15 protein-coding genes are annotated in these 21,058 nt (G+C 60.8%); 11 read left to right on the top strand and 4 right to left on the bottom strand.

Features of this window, described 5'->3' with window-relative positions:
- The first annotated feature begins 182 nt into the window (after positions 1-182).
- From FHS09_RS04570 to FHS09_RS04555, 4 genes are all read left to right on the top strand, one after another.
- Positions 183-1,190: a universal stress protein gene (locus tag FHS09_RS04570; RefSeq protein WP_183457192.1), complete on the top strand. Its 1,008-nt coding sequence runs from the start codon at positions 183-185 to the stop codon at positions 1,188-1,190.
- Entirely contained in the window at positions 1,187-9,781 is an 8,595-nt protein-coding gene (locus FHS09_RS04565; protein WP_183457190.1) for a GH36-type glycosyl hydrolase domain-containing protein, read from the top strand. Before FHS09_RS04570 ends, FHS09_RS04565 begins: the two co-directional genes overlap by 4 nt.
- 3 nt (positions 9,782-9,784) lie before the next feature.
- On the top strand, positions 9,785-10,204 hold the full coding sequence (locus tag FHS09_RS04560) for an archease (protein WP_183457188.1): 420 nt from the start codon (positions 9,785-9,787) through the stop codon (positions 10,202-10,204).
- Between the two features lie 67 nt (positions 10,205-10,271).
- Positions 10,272-11,708, top strand: a complete 1,437-nt coding sequence (locus FHS09_RS04555; protein ID WP_183457185.1) for an RtcB family protein — start codon at positions 10,272-10,274, stop codon at positions 11,706-11,708.
- A 47-nt stretch (positions 11,709-11,755) separates the two neighbouring features.
- Here the strand turns inward: FHS09_RS04555 and FHS09_RS04550 are convergent, their stop codons facing one another.
- Positions 11,756-12,226, bottom strand: coding sequence for a Crp/Fnr family transcriptional regulator (locus FHS09_RS04550; RefSeq protein ID WP_183457183.1), 471 nt, complete (start codon positions 12,224-12,226; stop codon positions 11,756-11,758).
- Positions 12,227-12,420: 194 nt separating this feature from the next.
- On the opposite strand from FHS09_RS04550, the gene FHS09_RS04545 reads away from it, so the two are divergent.
- The 7 genes from FHS09_RS04545 to FHS09_RS04515 all read left to right on the top strand — a co-directional run bounded on the left by FHS09_RS04545 (position 12,421) and on the right by FHS09_RS04515 (position 19,463).
- Positions 12,421-13,542, top strand: a complete 1,122-nt coding sequence (locus FHS09_RS04545; RefSeq protein ID WP_183457181.1) for a 4Fe-4S dicluster domain-containing protein — start codon at positions 12,421-12,423, stop codon at positions 13,540-13,542.
- Positions 13,539-14,018, top strand: coding sequence for a cyclic nucleotide-binding domain-containing protein (locus FHS09_RS04540; protein ID WP_183457309.1), 480 nt, complete (start codon positions 13,539-13,541; stop codon positions 14,016-14,018). The genes FHS09_RS04545 and FHS09_RS04540 overlap by 4 nt, the downstream gene beginning before the upstream one ends.
- Positions 14,018-14,824 (top strand): FAD/NAD(P)-binding protein, encoded by an 807-nt coding sequence (locus tag FHS09_RS04535; RefSeq protein WP_343057399.1) that lies wholly within the window; start codon positions 14,018-14,020, stop codon positions 14,822-14,824. The genes FHS09_RS04540 and FHS09_RS04535 overlap by 1 nt, the downstream gene beginning before the upstream one ends.
- 21 nt (positions 14,825-14,845) lie before the next feature.
- Positions 14,846-15,634 (top strand): NADH-quinone oxidoreductase subunit B family protein, encoded by a 789-nt coding sequence (locus FHS09_RS04530; protein ID WP_183457179.1) that lies wholly within the window; start codon positions 14,846-14,848, stop codon positions 15,632-15,634.
- The gene (locus FHS09_RS04525; RefSeq protein WP_183457177.1) at positions 15,621-16,940 is read left to right on the top strand and encodes a Ni/Fe hydrogenase subunit alpha; all 1,320 of its coding nucleotides are present in this window, start codon (positions 15,621-15,623) and stop codon (positions 16,938-16,940) included. Before FHS09_RS04530 ends, FHS09_RS04525 begins: the two co-directional genes overlap by 14 nt.
- Positions 16,937-17,416 carry a hydrogenase maturation protease gene (locus tag FHS09_RS04520; protein ID WP_183457175.1) on the top strand — a complete coding sequence of 160 codons (480 nt, stop codon included), beginning with the start codon at positions 16,937-16,939 and terminating at the stop codon, positions 17,414-17,416. The genes FHS09_RS04525 and FHS09_RS04520 overlap by 4 nt, the downstream gene beginning before the upstream one ends.
- A 202-nt stretch (positions 17,417-17,618) precedes the next feature.
- Entirely contained in the window at positions 17,619-19,463 is a 1,845-nt protein-coding gene (locus FHS09_RS04515) for a hypothetical protein (RefSeq protein WP_183457174.1), read from the top strand.
- 66 nt (positions 19,464-19,529) lie between these two features.
- Here the strand turns inward: FHS09_RS04515 and FHS09_RS04510 are convergent, their stop codons facing one another.
- The 3 genes from FHS09_RS04510 to FHS09_RS04500 all read right to left on the bottom strand — a co-directional run bounded on the left by FHS09_RS04510 (position 19,530) and on the right by FHS09_RS04500 (position 20,758).
- Positions 19,530-19,895, bottom strand: a complete 366-nt coding sequence (locus FHS09_RS04510) for a hypothetical protein (RefSeq protein WP_183457172.1) — start codon at positions 19,893-19,895, stop codon at positions 19,530-19,532.
- A 72-nt stretch (positions 19,896-19,967) separates the two neighbouring features.
- Positions 19,968-20,438, bottom strand: coding sequence for an SRPBCC domain-containing protein (locus FHS09_RS04505; protein ID WP_183457170.1), 471 nt, complete (start codon positions 20,436-20,438; stop codon positions 19,968-19,970).
- Entirely contained in the window at positions 20,435-20,758 is a 324-nt protein-coding gene (locus tag FHS09_RS04500; protein ID WP_183457167.1) for an ArsR/SmtB family transcription factor, read from the bottom strand. The genes FHS09_RS04505 and FHS09_RS04500 overlap by 4 nt, the downstream gene beginning before the upstream one ends.
- Positions 20,759-21,058 lie beyond the last annotated feature (300 nt).

Raw genomic sequence — 21,058 nt, 5'->3', positions numbered from 1 at the left:
GGAATTCATTGCGAGAAAGGCCAGCGGGCAGTGCGCTGCCTATAGCACAACTGTCGCCGAGACAATAAGCGCCATATCTGTCGGTTTCCTTGCCCGGTCCAGGTACAAAAAATTCATCAGAGAAAGACTAATGCGACAGTCGAATCGCCGGGCATCCATTTGCCAGCCGCGATGACGACGCAATGCCGGACTTCGCAGAGGAAATACACGTGCCCTTCAAACAAATACTCGTGCCACTCGATGGCTCCTCCACAGCGGAGGAGGCCGTCTCCCACGCTATATTCATTGCCGAGAGCTGTGGTGCCCAGATTCACCTGCTGCATGTACAAACCTCTCACGGCGATGAGCACAGCCCCGATTCGGTAGACTGGCGGCTGCGCAGGGCCGAAATGCGCAGCTATCTCAACCAGTTGGAGAAGCGCTTGTCAGAGCGAACTATTCCAGTGACTTCGAATATCGTCGAGGGCCGGCCTTCGGAACAGATCGTCGAGTATTCGGAAGAGAATGACATCGATCTGCTGATCTTTACCGCCTATGGAAAGGGGGGCATCAGCCGCTTTCACTTCGGCAGTACCGCGCACAAGGTCATCAGCGGCTCCGGGATTTCCTTTATGATCGTTCGGCCCGGGGAGCTGCCTTCAGGGCGGGCGGACAAAGCCTACAAGCGCATCCTGATTCTGATGGACGGCTCGCACAGCTCCGAGTGGGTGGCCTGCCAGGTCGCGGCCATGGTGCGCGGCCAGGAGGTGGAACTGATTTTACTGCAGGTCATCTCGGTGCCTGAAATGCCGCGCCGGATGCCCATTACCCAGGAAGAGTACGCTCTGCGGGAGAAATTCGTCGAATGCAACCGGCGAGCGGCGAAAGCCTACCTCGAGGATATTGCCCGGCAGCTGCAGAACGGTATCAAGGTCCGCGTTCGCCTGGAGGTGACGCAGAGTGTTGTAGAGAACGTTTGCGGCGTAGCAATGGAGGAAGAAGTCGACCTGATTGCCATGGATGTCCACGATACCCAGGGCGGCACACACTGGGAAAAGGGCAACCTCTGCCAAGCGGTAATGTGCCGCTGCTCCCTGCCGTTGCTGGTCTTCCAGGACCTGCCCGACACCCATCCCCAGCACCTGCACACGGGCGGCGAGTTCTGCCCGATATCGCACTTCAATCACCCCAGTGACAGGAATGTCGAATGAAACTGTATGGGCGTAAGTTCTTTTCGCGCCCGGTAGCATCCGGTGGGGCGCAACCGCAAAACGTGAAGCGGGGCATTGTCGAGGACGAAAACGAGCAGGGCGGTCCGGAAGAGGAGATTTCCGCCCTCGCGAAGGAGCACCGGAATATCCTTTCCGGACCGGGGAAATACCATCTCAAGCCGAAGCTGAGGGCGCTTGAACGGCATTTCCCGGATATTTACAAGCGCATCGCCGCCCGTATCGAGGCTGGCGAAACGGGAACCCGCGGTGAGGAGTGGTTGCTGGACAATCGCCACGTGGTGCAGGAAGCACTGGAGCTGGTGCGGGAATCTCTGCCGCCGTCTTTCCTGAAACAACTCCCAAAAATCCGCGGCGGGGAGGGGCGCCCCGATCTGCGGGTTCGGGTCCTGGCCGTGGCCCTTTTGTCCACCGACGACAAGCCGCTGGACATGGAGCGTATCCGCCCGCTGGTGGAGCGTTATCAGGATGACACTGTCCTGACCACCGGCGAATTGTGGGCGCTCCCGGCCGTCCTGCGCCTGGCCCTGTTGGAATCCCTGGCCGGCTATGCCGAGGACGTGCTCGGTTCCGAGGATGACGAGCAGGACTTCGAGGCGGCGGAACTCGGCGGGGTCGGCGTGGCCAGCGCCATTATCAGCTTGCGCGACCTCCGCACATGCAACTGGCGTGAGTTTGTGGAAGGGCTCAGCCGCGTGGAGATGGTCCTCAGGCAGGACCCGGCGGAGGCCTACACCCGCATGGATTTCAAAACCCGCGACAGTTACCGCGGCGCCGTTGAAAAAATTGCGCGCGGCAGCGGGCGGCCGGAGTACGAGGTGGCGGAGCGGGCCCTGGAGCTGAGCCGGGCTCAGGCATCCGACAGTCGCAAACGGCATGTGGGCTTTTACCTGGTGGGGGATGGGCGCCGCCAATTCGAGGAATCCCTGGAGTGTCGGCTCGCCTGGGGGACCCGCCTGTACCGCTGGATCACCGATCACGCCCTTGCAGTTTACTTTGCAGGGTTGGCCGTATTTTTCCTGCCCCCGCTGGTTGGCCTTGCCGTTTACCTGATTGCCGGAGGGACATCCGCCTGGGTGGTGGTATCGGCCCTGCTGCTTACCACGATACCGCTGCTGGGTTTTGCCCTGGCGCTGGTGAATGGCCTGATCACCCACAGCCTGCCGCCGCGCAAGCTTCCCAAGCTCAATTTCGAGACTGGGATTCCGGCGGATTACCGCACCGCGGTGGTCATGCCCGTGCTGATTGCCGATACCGAGGACGTGCACCGTATTCTGCAGTGCGTGGAAATCAATTACCTGAACAACACCGACAACAACCTCGTCTATGTGGTGCTGAGCGATTTCGCCGATGCCGGTAAGCAGGACTGCGATAGCGACAGCATTCTGCTGAAAATAGCCGAGGAATCCCTGTCCGCGCTGAACCGGCGCTATGGCCTCGACAGCACCTTCCTGCTGCTGCACCGCAGGCGCTGCTGGAACGCCGCCGAGGGCTGTTGGATGGGCTGGGAGCGCAAGCGCGGCAAGCTGGTCGAGTTCAACCGCCTGATCCACGGCGACGAGGACACCACCTTCGAGACCTGCTTCGGCGACCGCGCCGCGCTGCACGGGTTGCGCTACGTGATCACCCTGGATGCGGACACCCAGATGCCGCCGGGCACCGCCCGGCGTCTTGTAGGCACCATCGCGCATCCCCTGAACCGCGCGCAGATGGACACCGCCGGGCAGCGGGTGGCGGCGGGCTACGGCTTCCTGCAGCCCCGCCTGGAAATCGACCCCGCCGACACCGCAGACACGATGTTCACGGAAATATTTTCCGGCGACAGAAGCGTGGACCTCTATACCCACGCAGTGTCGGATGCCTACCAGGACCTGTTCGGCGAGGGGATCTTCGCCGGCAAGGGGATCTACGATCCGGAGGTGTTGGAGCAGACCCTGGCGGGCCGCCTGCCGGAGAATGCCGTGCTCAGTCACGACCTGCTGGAGGGCGCCATCGGCGGCACCGCGCTGCTGTCCGATACGGTGGTCTACGAGCAGTATCCCCCCAATGTCTTCGCCCTGTTGCGGCGCTCCCACCGCTGGATACGCGGTGACTGGCAGCTGCTGCCCTGGCTGCGCCGCCGTGTGCCGGCCACCGGCGACACCCGGGTGAAAAACCCGCTGCCGTTGATCCACCAGTGGAAAATCGCCGACAACCTGCGGCGCAGCCTGGAGGCCCCCGGCGTATTGCTCCTGTTCCTGCTCGCCTGGAGCGGATGGTTGCCCGGCTCGGCCTGGGCCTGGACCCTCGCGCTACTCGCACTGACCGCGGCACCGGTCTGGGTGGAGCTGTTGTCGCTGTTGTGGCGGAGTGCGGCCAGCCCCCTGAGCGCGCACCGGCATTTCCGGGGCACGCCGGGGCTATTGCGCCAGCGGTTGCTGCACTGGCTGTTGTCGCTGGCGCTGCTGCCCTACCAGGCGGTCAGTACTCTGGACGCGATAGTGCGCACCCTCTACCGGCTGGGTATTTCCCGGCGACACCTGCTGGAGTGGCGGTCCTGCGCCCACGTGAACCGGGCGCTGGGCCGGGCCATGGGAGCGGTCGGCGCCTGGCGGGAAATGTGGATTTCCCCCGCGCTGGCCGCCATCGTGGCACTCGGCCTGATCTTCCGCGAGCCGGCGAGCCTGCTCGCCGCCGCGCCACTTCTGCTGGCCTGGCTGATTGCGCCGCAACTGACCCGCTGGATAGACCGGCCACCGGTGATCAAACAATTGCCCGTCGGCGAGGAAGACCGGCGGGAACTGCGCCTGTTGGGGCGGCGCACCTGGTTTTTCTTCCAGCAGTTCATGGGGCCGAACGATCACTGGCTGCCGCCGGACAACTACCAGGAGGAGCCCCTGGCGGTGCTCGCGCGCCGCACTTCCCCCACCAATATCGGCCTCGGGCTGCTGAGTGTCCTGAGCGCCTACGATTTCGGCTATATCGACCTGACCCAACTGCTGGCCAGCCTGAACAATAGCTTCGACCGCATGGGCTCCCTGGAGCGCTACCGGGGGCATTTCCTGAACTGGTTTGAAACCCGCGAACTGCGCCCGCTGTTGCCCCGCTACGTCTCCACCGTGGACAGCGGCAACCTCGCGGGGTCGCTGCTGGCCCTGGCCGGCGGCCTGGAGGAGATGTTGTACCTCCCGCCCGCAGGGCGGCAACTGGTGCTCGGGGTTGTGGACACCCTCGGGATCATCGAGGAGACCCTTCAGCCCAGCGACGGCTCGAAACCCGGGGAGGAGCTGCGGGAAATCATCGCGCAGATACGCGACCTGCGCGACCGCCTGGAGGAACGGGTGGAGGAGGGCGACTGGTGGTCTGTGGTAGAGGAGGCCTACCAGCGGGAAATACCGGAGCTGCAGGAGCGGATGCTGGCGCTGATCGAGAGCGACGACAAGAGTTTCAGTGCCGAGGCACTGGGACGCCTGCGGCACTGGCTCGACGAACTGCACCACCAGCGGATATTCCTGCGCCGCCACCGGGAAAGCATCGAGGCCTGCCACCCGCTGCTTGAGGAGCCGCCCGCGGCTTACCGGCAAGCGGATACCCCCCTTGCCGACAACTATGGGGTACTGACAGTGGCTCTGGACCCCCTGATTCCCCTGGGGAAACTCGCCGAGCGCTGCTGGGAGGCGGAAGAGATTCTCGAGCGGCTCGAGGCCGCCCTGGCGGACTCGGATATTTCGCAGGAACAGCGCCGGCAGGCAGAAGACTGGAACAGCGAATTGCGGACCGCCTTGCAATCCACCCGCGAACACGCGGACAAGCGCACGCGGGAACTGCGCGGGCTGGCTACACGGGCCCGAAACTGGGTGCAGGAAATGGAGTTCGGTTTTCTCTACGACCAGGACCGCCACCTGTTTCGTATCGGCTACAACGTCACCGACGCCAGCCTCGATCCCAATTACTACGACCTGTTGGCCTCGGAATCGCGTCTGGCCGGTTTCATTGCCGTGGCCAAGGGGGATGTCCCCAGCCAGCACTGGCTGCACTTGGAGCGTCCCTTCCGGCGACTGAAGGGGAAGGTGGTGCTGATGTCCTGGAGTGCCACCCTGTTCGAATACCTGATGCCCCGCCTGCTGATGGAGACCCCGGACCACAGCCTGATAGCGAAGGCCTGCCGGAACGCCATCGAGGTCCACCGCGATTTTACCCGGCGGCTGGGTTTGCCCTGGGGGATTTCCGAATCCGGCTACTACCAGCTCGATACCCACCTGCACTACCAGTACCGGGCCTTTGGGGTGCCGGGCATCGGTTTTCGACGGGACCTGGGCGACCGCCTGGTGATATCCCCCTATTCGTCGATGATGGCGCTGCCTTTCGACGCCGCCGCTGTGGTGGACAACCTGCGCGGATTGCGCACCCACGGCGGCTACGGTCAGTACGGTCTGTACGAGGCGATCGACTTCGGCCGCACCGCGAAGGCCGCGCCGCGCAGGGCCCGCACCGTGCGCTCCTATATGAGCCACCACCAGGGCATGATCATGCTGGCCCTGAACAATTTCTTTCACGCCGACATCATGCTGCGGCGCTTTCACCGGGAGCCGCGCATCGCCGGTTTGACGCCGCTGCTGCACGAACGCATCCCTTCCGCACCCGCCGCACCGGTACCCTGGAGCCGCCCCGGTGCTGTCCGCGGTTTCCACCCGGCCGTGCCCCTGGAGAGTTGGTGGGCCACCCTGCACGGAGTGCGTCCGCAGTACAACCTGTTGTCCAACGGCCACTACACCCTGATCAACAGCGCTGAAGGCGGCGGCGGCAGCTATTGGCACAACATCGCCCTGACCCGCTGGCAGCCGGACCCCACCAGGGAACAGTTCGGGCACTGGTGCTATGTGCGCGACCTGGACAAGGGAACTCTCTTTTCCATCGGCCTGGACCCCTGTGGCGCCGACCCCAGCCTGTGCGCCGCCAGCTTCGCGCCCCACAGCATCGAGTACCAGCGGCGGGAGTCCGAGTTGTTCTGCCGCCTGCGCATCGCCATCAGCTCCCAGCACGACCTGGAGGTTCGCCGGCTGATCATCAAGAATGAGAGCGCGCGCCCGCGCCGCCTGTTGCTGGGCACCTATGCGGAAGTGGTGCTGGCCCCGGAACAGGAGGACCGCCGCCATCCGGCTTTCGCCAAACTTTTCGTGGAGAGCCACCACCTGCCCGAGGAGCAGACCATGCTCTACCGGCGTCGGCCGCGCAGCAGTGAGGAGAAGCCCATCTATCTGGGTCACAGCGTGCTGGTACAGCCGGGGGTGAAACACAGGCTCGCCTGGGAAACGGACCGCTGGCGTTTCCTCGGGCGCGGCGGCTCCCCGGCACGCCCCCAGGCACTGCAGAAGGGGCTGGCGGGCTTCAGTGGCACCACCGGCGCGGTCCTCGATCCGGTGATCGCCACCGGTGTCGAGCTGACCGTGCCGGCGCAGTCGGAAGTTGAAGTCGCGTACCTGACCGGGGTCAGCAAATCTCGACAGGAACTCATGGCGGTACTGCGCTCCCGCCGCTCACTGCCTCAGGTGCATTGGATTTTCGACCTGGCGCGCATGCAATCAGAGCACGAACTGCAGAACCTGCGCATGGCGTCGGGGAACCTGCGCTGGATGATGGAGTTGCTGTCGGCGCTGTTCTCGCCGGACAGCAGTGTGCGCGCGCCCTCGCGGATACTCGGCCGCGGTCGGCAATTGCAATCCAGCCTGTGGAGCCGGGGCATCTCTGGCGATAATCCGATCCTGCTGCTGCAGGTCCAGAGTTCCGGGGAGGTCGCCTTTGCCGAGCCCATCCTGCAGGCGCACACCTACTGGTGCGGCCGGGGGATAGCCATCGACCTGGTGATCATCGACGAGGATTCCGCCGGCTACGAACAGAACACCCGGGACCGGCTGCAATATATCAGTACCGATGTCCGCGGCAGGACCCTGCGCAAACTGAACGGCTCGGTATTTATTGTCCCCGGGCGGGAGCTGCCCGGGGAGGAGCGGGAGCGGCTGATGGCCGCGGCGCGGGTTGTGCTGGATTCCGCTGCCGGCCCGGTCTCGGCACAGATCGCAGCCCCCGGTGTGCCCCAGCACTTGCCCCCCTTCGTGCCGGTGCGCCCTGCGGACTACGAGCCGCAGCCCACGCCGGAACTGGAGCGGCCGGAGGACCTGCTGTTCGACAACGGCATCGGCGGCTTCAGCGCCGACGGCAGGGAATACGTGCTGCACCTGGAGAGGGGACAGCGTCCGCCGGCGCCCTGGGTCAACGTAATCGCCAATCCCTCTTTCGGCTGCCTGGTGACAGAAGCGGGCTCTTGCTGCACCTGGTCCGGCAACAGCGGCGAGCACCGCCTGACCGCCTGGCAAAACGATCCGGTGCGCGATCCCAGTGGCGAGGTCCTCTACCTGCGGGACGAGGAGACCGCCGAGGTGTGGTCGCCGACACCGGCGCCGCGCCCCGCAGATGCTCCCTACCAGGTGCGCCACGGTGCCGGCTACACCGAATACCGGCACAACAGCCACGGCATGGAACAGGCCTGGCGGGTCTTTGTGCATCGGGAGGCGCCGGTCAAGATCGGCCGCCTGACCCTGACCAACAGCTGGGACCGGCCGCGGCGTATCACCGCCACCTATTACGTGGAGTGGGTCCTGGGGCTGACCCGGGCGGGCACCTGGCCCTATATCGTCAGCGAATTTGAATCCCACAGTGAAGTGCTGTTGGCACGCAACACCTTCACCCGCGATGCCGACGCCGGCGTGGCATTTCTCGCCGCAAGCCTGCCGGTCCACGGCCTGACCACCGACCGCACGGAATTCCTGGGGAAATCCGGCGGGCTCCACGCTCCGGCAGCCATGTTCTGCATCGGCCTTTCCGGCGAGGTGGACCACGGCGGCGATCCCTGCGCTGCCTATCAGGTGCATATCGACCTGGAGCCCGGCGCCACGGAGCAGATCTATTTCGTGCTGGGAGAGGGCGCCGACCGCAAGCGGGCCCTGGAGCTGGCTGAGAAGTTCAGCGATCCGCAGCGGGCGGAATCGACCCGCGAGGAAGCCGAAGAATTCTGGGAGGAATACCTGGGCAGCGTACAGATCGAGACGCCGGACAAGGCCACGGACCTGCTGGTGAACCGCTGGCTGCCTTACCAGACCCTGGCCTGCCGGCTCTGGGGCCGCAGCGGCTACTACCAGTCCAGCGGTGCTTTCGGTTTCCGCGACCAACTGCAGGATGTGCAGGCGCTGCTGTGGACGCACCCGGAGTGGACTCGGGAGCATATTCTGCGCGCCGCTTCCCGGCAGTTCCAGGACGGTGACGTACTGCACTGGTGGCACGAGAACCCCTTACGGGGCGTGCGTACCCGATGTTCCGACGACCTGCTGTGGCTGCCGTTTGTCACCGCGGAGTACATCCGCACAACCGGGGATTACTCGATCCTGGAGGAATGGGTCAGCTACCTGCAGGGGCCTCCCCTGGAAAAGGACGAAAACGAACGCTACACGGAATACGAAACCAGCGCGGAAACCGGTTCTCTTTACGAACACTGCTGCCGGGCCATAGAGCGCGCCGGCGCGGTGGGCCCCCACGGCCTGCCGGTGATCGGCAACGGCGACTGGAACGACGGCTTCAACCGCATCAGTACCACCGGGCGCGGGGAGAGTGTTTGGCTGGGCTGGTTCCTGGTGCGGGTCTGCCGGGATATGGCGCCCCTGTGCGAGCATATGGGCGACGGCGCCCTGGCGAACCACTACCGCGAACTGGGCGAGAATCTCAAGCAGCAGGTTGAGGAAAACGGTTGGGACGGCGCCTGGTACCGGCGCGCCTACTACGACGACGGCACCCCGGTGGGTTCGGAGAAGAGCGACGAATGCAAGATCGACCTGATTGCACAGACCTGGTCGGTCCTGGCCCCGGAAAAGCCAGTGGAGAGGGCGCCCATGGCAATGCAGTCCGCCTACCGGCACCTGGTGCGCGAGGAGGCGCGGCAGATACTGCTGTTGGCGCCACCCTTCAACCGCACGAAAAAAGATCCCGGCTACATCAAGGGCTATCCGCCGGGCATCCGCGAAAACGGCGGCCAGTATACCCACGCCGCCACCTGGGCCGTCTGGGCCGCCGCCGGCCTCCGCGACAGCGGGCGCGCCTGGCACCTGTTCGACCTGCTTAACCCGATCACCCACACCTCCGACGCCGAAGGCGTGCAGCGCTACCGCACCGAACCCTATGTGCTGGCCGGGGACGTCTACGGGGTGGCGCCGCACGTGGGCCGGGGCGGCTGGACCTGGTATTCCGGAGCTTCCGCCTGGCTCTACCGCGGGGCGCTCGAAGTCCTGCTCGGCCTGCGGGTCCGCGGAGACAACCTGGAGATAAAACCCTGTCTGCCCCCTTCCTGGGAGCGCTACCGCGCGACACTGCGTCGCGGCAACAGCAGCTATGACATCGAAGTGGAAAACTGCGGCGGCTGCCCGGAGGAAATCCACGAGTTGAACCTGGATGGAGAGAAGATCGACGGGCCGCAGATTCCGTTCAGGGACGATGGCGAGCGCCACCGGGTGCGCATCGTCTTCGAAGCGCAGGGTAGTGGGGATTGACCGTTGACCACCGGCTGGGAGCATTTCAGCCATGAGGCCGATATGGGTCTTCGCGGTTATGGCGTGACGCCGAAGGAAGCTTTCGAGCAGACCGGCCTGGCGCTGACCGCGACCGTTACCGAACTGGACAGTGTGTCGCCGGATGAGCGCGTGGACGTCGAATGCGAAGCCCCCGATCTCGAGCTGTTGCTGGTGGATTGGATCAATGCGCTGGTCTACGAAATGGCCACGCGCAATATGCTCTTTTCCCGTTTCGCGGTAAAGCTGGACGGGAACCGCTTGAGCGGCAGTGCCTGGGGCGAACCGGTGCAGCGGCAGAAGCATATGCCGGCGGTGGAAGCCAAGGGGGCGACCTACACTGCATTAAAAGTCTGTGAGCAAGAGAACGGCGGTTGGATGGCGCAGTGCGTAATCGATGTGTGAAGCGGGCTCATCCTACAAAAAGCTGACATCTGATTGATTTCAGGGTGGGCCCTTCTGAGGTGGCGATATGAACAAAGGCGAATACACCCTTCAGCGTGAATCCGAATTCGCCTGGCGCATCGACCCCACCGGAAAAATGCGTGTGCCCGGAGTGGTCTACGCCGATGAATCGCTAATCGAGGGCATGGACGACAAGGTGTTCGAGCAGCTGGCCAACGTGGCCAGCCTGCCGGGCATCGTACAGGCGGCCTACGCGATGCCCGATGCCCACTGGGGTTACGGATTTCCCATCGGCGGCGTGGCGGCCTTCGATCCCGATGAAGGCGGCGTGGTCTCCGCCGGCGGTGTCGGCTTCGATATTTCCTGCGGGGTGCGCTGCCTGCGCACCGGCCTTACCGTGGACGACATCGAGCCCCACAAAAAGAAATTGGCCGACCAGCTCTACAAACATATTCCAGTGGGCGTCGGCAGTACCGGGCGCATTCACCTGAATGACAAGGGTATGCAGGGGATGTTGCGCGGCGGCGCGCGCTGGGCGGTGGAGCAGGGATTCGGCAATCCCGAGGACCTGGAACATATCGAAGAACGCGGCTGCATGGCCGGCGCCGACCCGGCGGAGGTTTCGGATAGGGCACGCAAACGGCAACAGGACGAAATGGGCACGCTGGGTTCCGGCAATCACTACCTGGAAGTCCAGCGGGTAGCGGAAATTTACGACCGGAACACAGCCGCGGCATTCGGCCTGCAGGTGGACGACGTGGTGATTTTTATCCACTGCGGCTCCCGCGGCCTGGGCCACCAGATAGGTACCGAGTTTCTCAAGTACATGGTGCTCGCCGCGAGCCAGCACAAGATCGAGTTGCCGGACCGCGAGCTGGCCTGCGCGCCGATCAATTCCGAACTGGGACAGGCTTACCTGGGTGCCATGCGCGCAGGCATCAACTGTGCCCTGGCCAATCGCCAGATCATCACTCACCTGACACGGGAAGTATTTGCGGACGTGCTGCCGAAGGCGGACCTGACCCTGCTGTTCGACGTTTCTCACAACACCTGCAAGGTGGAGGCACACCGGGTGCAGGGCGGAGAGCGCAAACTCTATGTGCACCGCAAGGGCGCCACCCGCGCCTTCGGCCCCGGGCACCCGGAGATTCCCGAAACACTGCGCGCGGTGGGCCAGCCGGTGCTGATCGGCGGCTCCATGGGCACTGAATCACACGTTCTCGTCGGCACCGAGCAGGGTGCGGATCTCTCTTTCCACTCCGCCTGCCACGGCGCCGGCCGCGCCATGAGCCGGCACCAGGCCAGCAAACAGTGGCGCGGGCGCTCACTGGTGGACGAACTGGCGGAGCGGGGCATCCAAATCCGAAGCCCGTCCATGCGCGGTGTAGCGGAGGAGGCGCCGGGTGCCTACAAGGATGTGCGTGCAGTGGTTGATGCGGCGGAGAAAGCGGGCCTGGCGCGCAAGGTGGCGCGGCTGGAACCACACGTATGTGTCAAAGGTTGAATCCGGAAGACTTCTAATGCCGTTTGAATCGGACCAGACCAAGTCCTTCAGCGGTTGTCTCTTTTTTGCCTTTCCAAGATTCTCCGCGCCAACTCTCGGCACAGGTTTATCAGCAGCACGCCGAAGTCCAAAGGTCTTTCATAATGCAGGGCGTAGAATAGATCTGTTGTGACCTCCAAAACATAACTGTCACTGGAGGCTATCGCAGTTCCTGGCCGCGGTATTAGCGCGATCATACTGACGAAGCCTATCTCCATCCCAAAATTGAATTCGCGTATATATTCGCTACGATTATTCGATGGTAGATAATAAGAAAAAGAACCCTTGAGAATGATAAAAAAGGTGTCTCCCGGTGCGCCGTCTTCGAATAGTGTCTCGCCTTTTCGCAGCGCGTAAACACGTCCCTTCTTCATCAGGTAATCGATCGTCTGGTCGGACAGGGCGCCGAGTGTTGAGGCATTTTTTAAATGGTCGACGCCGAGTTCGTCCAGTAAAAGCTCACCATCTAGTTGGCGCATGGCAGCCTTCTCAATAAAGTGGTCATTGATGCCTGCAGATTACTTTTGGTCATTGGATATTGTCACCTATCTCCTCTCAAAAATGGCCGCGGGATTCTACAATCTGACTCAATAATAGATCTTTTGCCTTTGCTCCCCGCCAACTAAACAGATTCATTTATGTGCAGGAATGAGCCAGCCATGGCCCAAGAATAATGCAAACGTTCATTTTGCAGGCGGAATATCTGGATAGACTAATTCAGGCAATTCGTGCGGATGGCTACCAGGTGCTTGGCCCGACGCTGGCGGAGAGAGCCATTGTCTACGATGAAATCCGTTCCGCCGACGACCTGCCGCGAGGGTGGACCGACGAGCAGGAAAAGGGCTACTACCGGGTAAAGCGCCGTGAAGACGACGCCTATTTCGGCTACGCCGCCGGCCCCCACTCGTGGAAAAAGTTCCTGCAGTTGCCGCGCCGTCCGGTGTGGCGGGCACAGAAAAGCATTCACCCGATGCAAATAACCGCCGTTGTGGAGGAGGCGCCCGCCATGGCCTTTCTCGGCGTGCGCAGTTGCGAGCTGCATGCCATCGCCACTCAGGATCGTGTGTTTGTAGACGGCCGATATCAAAACGACAGCTATGCAGAAAGGCGCGGGAAACTCTTTATCGTGGCGGTTAACTGTACTTCCGCCGCGGCCACCTGTTTCTGCACATCGATGAATACCGGGCCGAAGGTAACACTGCCAAACGACCTGGAAATGACTGAAGTGATCGATGGGGAAAACCACTATTTCCTGCTTTGCAGCGGCTCGGGAAAGGGCGAGAGGATTCTACGACAACTGCCGCTAAAGCGTGCCGGTAAGAGACATCGCGAGGCCGAGCGCGATTCGATTCAGCAGGCGGTGAAACAGATGCTGGAGGGGCCGCGGAGTTTCGACAGTTCGGACCTGAAGGAACTGCTGTACCGCAACTACGAAAGTCCCGCTTGGGACCAGGTCGCAGACCGCTGCCTGTCCTGCGCCAACTGTACCATGGCCTGTCCCACCTGCTTCTGTTCCACGGTGGAGGACACCACCGACCTCAGCGGTGAACACGCACAGCGTTGGGAGCGCTGGGATTCCTGTTTCACGGCTGACTTCAGTTATATCACCGGCGGTCCGGTACGGCCGGATACCCGCTCCCGCTACCGCCAGTGGATGACCCACAAACTGGCCACATGGTACGACCAGTTCGGTACCTCCGGTTGTGTCGGCTGCGGTCGCTGCATTGCCTGGTGTCCGGTGGGCATCGACATCACCGAGGAGGTGCAGCGTATCCGGGAGGCGGAGAAGCCGTGAAGAAAATCGTGGACCTGTTGCGCGAGCACCCGTTCTTCGATGGTATCGAGGAGGAATATCTTGAATTTATCGGTGGTTGTGGCGAGATCGTCGGATACAGTGCCGGCGATGCTCTCGCGGAGGAACACGCCCCGGCAGAGCATTTTTTCCTGATTCGCCAGGGTAGGGTCGCTATCGAGACCTATGTGCCGGGGCACGGAAAGGTGTGCCTGCAGACCCTGCAGCACGGCGATATTTTCGGTTGGTCCTGGTTGTTCCCTCCCCATCAGTGGACTTTTGATGCGCGCGCTGTGGACAGAGTTCGCGCGATTCGCCTGGGTGGCAAATGCCTGCGTGAAAAATGCAGTCGGGACACCGAGCTCGGCTACGAGTTGATGAGGCGCTTCGCACGTATTATGACCGAGCGGCTGCAGGCTACCCGGATGCAGTTGCTGGATATCTACGGCCACCCCTCGCGGCCGGCGGGAGGGCAGTAGTGGTTCCCGAAGTGTTCCGCGTCGAGCGGAGAGCGGAGGAATTCCCCGGCACCTTCACCTTGCATCTTTCGCCGATCGGGATGGGCAGGGTAGCGGGATTCCAGCCGGGGCAATTCAGTATGCTCTACGCATTCGGGACCGGCGAGGTGCCGATTTCCATCAGTGGTCCTTCCGACCAGGGCAGCGGTTATGTGTATACCATCAGGACCCACGGAATGGTTACCCGCGCACTGGAAAACCTTCGCGAGGGCGGGCAGTTGGGTGTACGGGGCCCCTTTGGCAGCGACTGGCCGATAAGTTCTCTCGCCGGAAGGGAGATTCTGCTGGTCGCCGGTGGCCTGGGGCTGGCCCCGTTGCGCCCGGTTATTTACACCCTGCTATCGCGGGGGGGAGGTTCGGCAGTGCGCCTCTTTTACGGAGCCAGAAGTCCTAGGGAAATGCTCTATCGCGACGAGCTGGTTGAGTGGTCCCGGAGTATGGATGTGCAGGTTTCGGTCGACCAGGCGGAGCGGGGCTGGACGGGACGCATCGGCGCGGTCACCGATCCGCTCGCGGCGACGTCCTTCGACGCCGGGAAATCAATCGCATTTCTCTGCGGTCCGGAAGTCATGATGCGCTTTTGTATCCGGGTGCTGCTGGAAAAAGGTATGCCACCATCGGCCATTTACCTTTCCATGGAGCGCAATATGAAATGCGCTACCGGCCACTGCGGCCACTGCCAGTGGGGCCCCAGTTTTATCTGCAAGGATGGCCCCGTCTTTCGTTATGAGGATATCCGGCAATGGTTTCATATTCGCGCGCTGTAAGATTCCACCGAGAGATTTGCAATGGGTAATGCTACCCCGGTTCCCAAGCTTGCCGTGTGGAAATTCGCCTCCTGTGACGGCTGCCAGCTGAGCCTGTTAGACTGCGAAGACGAGCTGTTGCAGTTGGCGGATAAGATCGATATTGCCTATTTTATGGAGGCCTCCAGCCGACAACTGGAAGGGCCCTACGACCTCTCCCTGGTAGAGGGTTCCATTACTACTGCAGAAGATGAAGAGCGCATCCGCGAAGTGCGTGCACAGTCGCACACACTGATCACTATCGGCGCCTGCGCCACCGCCGGTGGCATCCAGGCTCTGCGCAATTTTTCCGATGTGAAAGACTTCACTTCCATTGTTTACGCCCACCCGGAATATATTGCAACGCTGAAAACCTCGACACCGATCAGCGCTCATGTACCGGTGGATTTTGAACTGCAGGGCTGTCCGATCAACAAACGACAGCTGTTAGAGGTGATCAGCGCTTTCCTGCACCGGCGCCCGCCACAGGTGCCCCCGCACTCCGTGTGCATCGAGTGCAAACTGAAAGGCAATGTGTGTGTCATGGTTGCCCACGGTACGCCCTGCATGGGCCCGGTTACCCACGCCGGGTGCGGCGCACTTTGTCCTTCCTACAACCGCGGCTGTTATGCTTGCTATGGCCCCAAGGAAAACCCCAACACCGCGTCCCTGAGTCACTGGTGGAAAGAGGAAATGGAGGTGCAACCGGTCACCATTGTCGAGAACCTGCGCAATTTCAATGCCGCTGCACCGGCCTTTGCCGAAGAAAGCCGCCGCCATGACAAAGAGTAAGATCATCAAGGTGGACTATCTGGCCCGTGTGGAGGGGGAGGGGGCCTTGTATATCCGCTATGACGACGGCGGCGTACAGGATGTGCAGCTGAAAATATTCGAGCCTCCGCGTTTTTTCGAGGCTTTTCTACGCGGGCGCGATTACCTGGAAGCACCGGATATCACGGCGCGGATCTGCGGCATCTGCCCGGTGGCCTACCAGATGAGCGCACTGCACGCCATGGAGGATGCGCTTGGCCTGGTGCCGACGCTGGAACTGCGCGCCCTGCGCCGGCTGATTTACTGTGGAGAGTGGATCGAAAGCCACGTATTGCATATCGCCATGCTGCATGCACCGGATTTTCTCGGTTACCCCAGTGCCGTGGCCATGGCCAAGGATCATCCTCAGATCGTGCAACGGGGGCTGCAGCTGAAAAAAGCCGGCAACGCCATAGTTCGCCTGCTGGGCGGACGGGAAATACACCCGATCAATGTCCGTGTGGGCGGGTTCTACCGTGTGCCCCGGGCGGGAGAACTGCGCCCGCTGGTGGACGAGCTGCAGCGGGCACGCGATATGGCGGTGGAGAATGCGCGCTGGGCGGCCTCGCTGCCGTTTCCGAAATTCGAGCGCTCGACACAGAATCCCTATGAATTCGTCGCTCTTTCGCACCCGGACGAATACCCGATGAACGAAGGCCGAATTGCATCCACGCGAGGCCTGAACATCTCTGTGGCGGACTACGATCAACATTTCACTGAGCGACATGTCGAATATACCAACGCGTTGCACAGCGTACTCAACCAGCGCGGGGCCTATATGGTTGGCCCAATGGCGCGCTTCAACCTGAATTTCGACCGCCTGTCGCCGCTGGTCCAGCAGGTTGCGGGCGAAATTGGTTTTCCTCCCTTCTGCGCAAACCCTTTTCAGAGCATTGTTGTGCGGAGCCTGGAGGTACTCTATGCCTTCGATGAGGCTCTGCGGATACTGGAAAACTACCGGCGGCCGGAGGAGCCATACCTTCAATGCCAACCCCGCGAAGCCGCCGGCTATGCCGCCACAGAGGCTCCCCGGGGACTGCTCTATCACCGCTACAGCCTGGACCGGGACGGAAAGATTACCGACGCCAAGATAGTGCCACCCACCTCCCAGAACCAGAAAACCATCGAAGAGGACCTGCACAGCATGATTCCTCAGTATCTGCATCTTCCGGAGGAAAAGCTCAGGTGGCAGTGCGAACAGGCCATTCGCAACTACGATCCATGTATCTCCTGTTCCACGCATTTCCTGAAGTTGCATCTGGAACGGGGAGACAGAAGGCTCCCGTGATTAACACCGTAGTCATCAGCCTCGGGCACCGTTTTCGCAGCGATGACGGCGTCGGCCCCTATATTCTGGATCGAGTGCGCCAGGGGCTGGGAAACGACGCTGTTTGTATCGGAAATGGCGGTGACGTTACCCGGTTACTGGAGGATTGGATGAACAGGCGGGTCTACCTGGTGGACGCAGCCTGTACAGATAGCCGGGCCCCAGGAGAAGTTATTCACCTCAATGGCTTGGAAGAGGAGCTGCCGGCCAGCCTTTCCATTACCTCCAGTCACGGCCTGAATCTTTCCGAGGCAATTGAACTGGGGAAGCTGATGGGTATGCTTCCCCATGCACTGGATATCTACGCGATCTGCGGCGAGAAATTCTCCACCGGCGGGGATCTCTCCCCCGCGGTAAGAATTTCGGCGGATATGGTAGCTGAATATATTGTCACTGAGTTAAAAACAGAACAATCGTACAAACCAGACCAGGTTTGAGACGGCATCTTGATCAGGCCGGCAATCCCCTTCGTTTTTGCGAGAAGAATTACAATCAGAAATTAAAATACACTTGCCTTACCTCCTGTGGTGCCGCAAGGTATCCGGGCCAGAAGAGGTTGCCGAAGGTGTAACCAGTAATAATAAACGGCACTTCCCTGACACCAATTCCTTTGGTTAACCATGTTGGGAGAAAATAACTATGAGATGCCACTCACATCCATTCTTGTCGCTGCTACTCGGATTTGTTCTAGCGGGAAGTAGTCTTTCACAAGCACAGGAGAAAATCGAAGATACAACCCTGGAAAACCCCAAGCCCGCCGATCTCAGCTTGCACCGGTTGGACGATAGTACCGCGTTGATTTCCGGGTACTTCCCGCTACAAGAACCCGGTAAGACCCTGGAGATCACCATTGAGGGAAAGCCTTTCACACTCAGCGACAACGGTGAGGGCGGAGATGAAAGAGCAGGGGATGGTTGGTTCTCGATCAAGACGGAGTTCGACTTCCAGACTTTTGCCGAGGCCAATCGCCTGTACGCGGAACTCCATAGGGGTAAAGAACGCATATTGTTTGCTCCCGGTGGCCGCCATCAAATCGGAACCCAGAGCACCTTCGTCGAAAACGAAACAGCGACCGTAATGGAGCATGTTGGTGGCAAAGAGCGCAGGTTTAGCTTGCCGTTCAGTCCGGATGGTATCAAGTTCGATGTGCCGATACAGCTGCCGGTAAAGGGTTTCCCCTTGGGCTTGCCGGAGAACCCTGACTTCGCAGCTGCAGCCAGTATTCCGGATTCACTGATGATCACCAAGCTGGATGTGGTCACCGACCCGGACCGCACCTGGTCCTGTTCATCCACAAACCAGCAGCCTGTTGGCAATCCCGTCGGGGAATGGACCTTCTGGCAATTGATGGGAAATATCAACAACGGTACCGCGTCCACATCCGATTACATAAAAGCGCTTTTCGATCACTGGAATGGAACCCAGACCATCAACGGTCAGACGGTCCCGGCCAGAAGCCATGTCTTCGACGAGGTGATCGGGGAATGGGAGATCCGCAGTGGCGGGCCCGGTGCCACGCTATTGCCTCAGCACAGTCCCTTCAAGCTGCTGGGAATTGTCCTGCGCCTGGACCTTCGGGGCGGAAGTACCATCTACGGCGGCGGGGATGCCGGGGAAGGGCGTTTTGTTTTCTCGCTTCACGACGGCAATTGCAATAGCCTCGGCAAGACCCTGATCCTGGAATACAAAGTTCCCATTTCCGGTTGCGCCAATGTCCGGGACTGGGCGCAGCAGTGGAAGGCCCTGGAGGGATCGTCAAACTACAACAGCGACTTGGCGGCACTGACCGAGGTATTCAGCGCCGCGGGAGCCAATCCCTCCGCGCCCAATGGCAGCGCGATCAGCCAGGTGCGCACTAACGAGTTCCTGCCGATCTCTCCCGAGTGGGAGCTGCGTGAGTTCATACTGCCCGCGGGGGGAGGCCACCTCGAGCAGACGACCGTCAAACAGGAACCTCAGGAGATTCACAACAACAGCCCGTTGCTGGCCGATTATGTCAATCAGGAATGGGGGCACTTGGTTGCGCAAACCCATGTGGTGCCGGAACTCTTTAACGGAAATGACTTCCTCGCCGGGCGCGCACCGGCTCCCTTGCTCTGGAATGTGCCTGCAGCAATGCTGTCGATACCCAACTCACCACCGCCGGCTACACCGGGGGCTACCAATACCGATGAAGCATTGTTCGGGCTCGCTGTGAACACCTGCAGCGGCTGCCACACCCTGGAAACTGGTACCGGTTTTGCGCATATGCACTACAACACACAGCCTGGCCAGGAGGCTATTCTGTCCGGCTTTCTCACCGGGACTTCACTGCCGGACCCGCGCGAACCGTCCATTATGCGTCATTTTGACGACCTGGCCCGCCGAGCGGATGATCTGGATACAGTCGCCGCCAGTGCCTGTTTCACTATCGGTGACGTAGCAGTGGGAAATTCCATACTGCATGAGCTGACGATAGCGCCGCTCCTCAGAGCGGAACATTGATTGTTACCTGATTAAATTGTTTCCCGGGCGCCCGACAGCCCCCTCGCAGTGGTGTCGGGCAGCCGGTTAAAAAGGCTTTAATACAAATCTTCCGTAGGCAACAAATGCGCATATGGCGGCCACGACAAGCCAATAAATAATAGGGCCGTAATTCGCGTCCCCGGATAGAACATGCAACGCGGAAAAGAGCAGCATTTCCACGGCTATGCAGACCGCCGCGATAGGGGCCAGGATGGCCAGCGGCTTATAAAATGCCGGCAGGATCAGACACAGACTGAAAAACAGCTCAACCACGCTCATTGCCAGCCAAACTCCATGGGGAATCGCGTTCAGGGAAGGCACGGTTTCCTCGGAGTTGGAAAGCTTCCACACCGCGCCGACGGCGGTATGCAGGGCCAGGGCAATTTGAAGAACCCATAAGAGAATGTTCATGTTTGTCTCCTTAAAGATCTAAATCGGCTGGTCAGGGCTGGACCAAATCCTTCCTTTATTTAAAATTCACTATTATTCGTTTGGAGCGTTGGCAGAATCTGTAAAAGTGGGTCGTTCCACTCGCGCCAAGACTTCCTCCAGAGAGGTAAGGAACCCCCGCCACCCGAACTTGGCACCCTGGTAGGCCTGCTTCTGATCCGGCCGGAAGCCCGACTGCTCCATACGCAAGTGGGTCCCGGTGCTCGTTGGGGTAAGGGTAAAGGTCACCACACTCTGAAGATTGTAGGCCGCATCATCGTGGGAAAAATTCCAAGTGTAGGATAGCGTTTTGTTCGGCTCGACGGTGAGGACCTCGCAATCCAATACGCCGCCCCAGTCTCCGTGAAGGTTAAAGCGGTGACCGAGGACTGGCTTGAAATTGTTTTTCATCAACCATTCCTCCATCAGGTGTGGTTGCGTGAGCGCGCGCCAGATTTTTTCCGGCGGATAAGGAATCTCACGTTCCACAACAACGGAGAGTGTTTCGCTCGATGTTTCGTTCACTGGTCCATCCTTTTCAGTAGATCTTCGAGATCGTCAAACCGGCTTTGCCAAAATCCGGTCATTTCGCTCGTCCAGTCGATCAGCGGGGCCAAGGCACCGAGCTGCGCGCTATAGTGCGTCTGGCGACCTTCGTGACGGTCGCGCACCAGCCCGGCCTGCTTCAAAACGCCGAGATGCTTTGAGACGGCTGGTTGGGAGACTCCAGCCTGAGCCGTCAGGGCCCCGACCGTCTGTTCTCCCTCGCGACACAATCGTTCAAAAAGAGCCCGCCGGGTCGGATCGGCGAGCGTTCTGAAGAGCACATCATGGGCGTTTGGCATTTTTAATCTATAACTCTATGGTTATTGGTTTGAAACCATAACCCTTGAGATATGTGTTAGTCAAGCAGTCATGCAAAAAAGACTCTGACCACTACACCTTCGCGCTATCAGGGCGACGAATGTTCAAAGCTTTCCCTTTCGATGATGTACTCATTTATCAGGCTGCCGACGATGGCTCCCCAGGCTCGTCCGCAATAGGACATCGGGGTTGACAGGGGTGGGGAGCGTAGCGAGCACAGCCGGTTACAGACTAGTGAGTTCTGTAGGCTGACGAAATCAGTAGGTTATTGGCCGCAAGGT

Source organism: Microbulbifer rhizosphaerae, from assembly GCF_014191725.1.
Taxonomy (GTDB): domain Bacteria; phylum Pseudomonadota; class Gammaproteobacteria; order Pseudomonadales; family Cellvibrionaceae; genus Microbulbifer; species Microbulbifer rhizosphaerae.
This window is presented reverse-complemented; position numbering and strand designations above follow the sequence as displayed.

Coding starts and splice junctions, on each gene's coding strand:
- FHS09_RS04570 (WP_183457192.1), top strand. CDS start 183: ATGCCGGACTTCGCAGAGGAAATACACGTGCCCTTCAAACAAATACTC.
- FHS09_RS04565 (WP_183457190.1), top strand. CDS start 1,187: ATGAAACTGTATGGGCGTAAGTTCTTTTCGCGCCCGGTAGCATCCGGT.
- FHS09_RS04555 (WP_183457185.1), top strand. CDS start 10,272: ATGAACAAAGGCGAATACACCCTTCAGCGTGAATCCGAATTCGCCTGG.
- FHS09_RS04550 (WP_183457183.1), bottom strand. CDS start 12,226: ATGCGCCAACTAGATGGTGAGCTTTTACTGGACGAACTCGGCGTCGAC.
- FHS09_RS04545 (WP_183457181.1), top strand. CDS start 12,421: ATGCAAACGTTCATTTTGCAGGCGGAATATCTGGATAGACTAATTCAG.
- FHS09_RS04530 (WP_183457179.1), top strand. CDS start 14,846: ATGGGTAATGCTACCCCGGTTCCCAAGCTTGCCGTGTGGAAATTCGCC.
- FHS09_RS04525 (WP_183457177.1), top strand. CDS start 15,621: ATGACAAAGAGTAAGATCATCAAGGTGGACTATCTGGCCCGTGTGGAG.
- FHS09_RS04515 (WP_183457174.1), top strand. CDS start 17,619: ATGAGATGCCACTCACATCCATTCTTGTCGCTGCTACTCGGATTTGTT.
- FHS09_RS04510 (WP_183457172.1), bottom strand. CDS start 19,895: ATGAACATTCTCTTATGGGTTCTTCAAATTGCCCTGGCCCTGCATACC.
- FHS09_RS04500 (WP_183457167.1), bottom strand. CDS start 20,758: ATGCCAAACGCCCATGATGTGCTCTTCAGAACGCTCGCCGATCCGACC.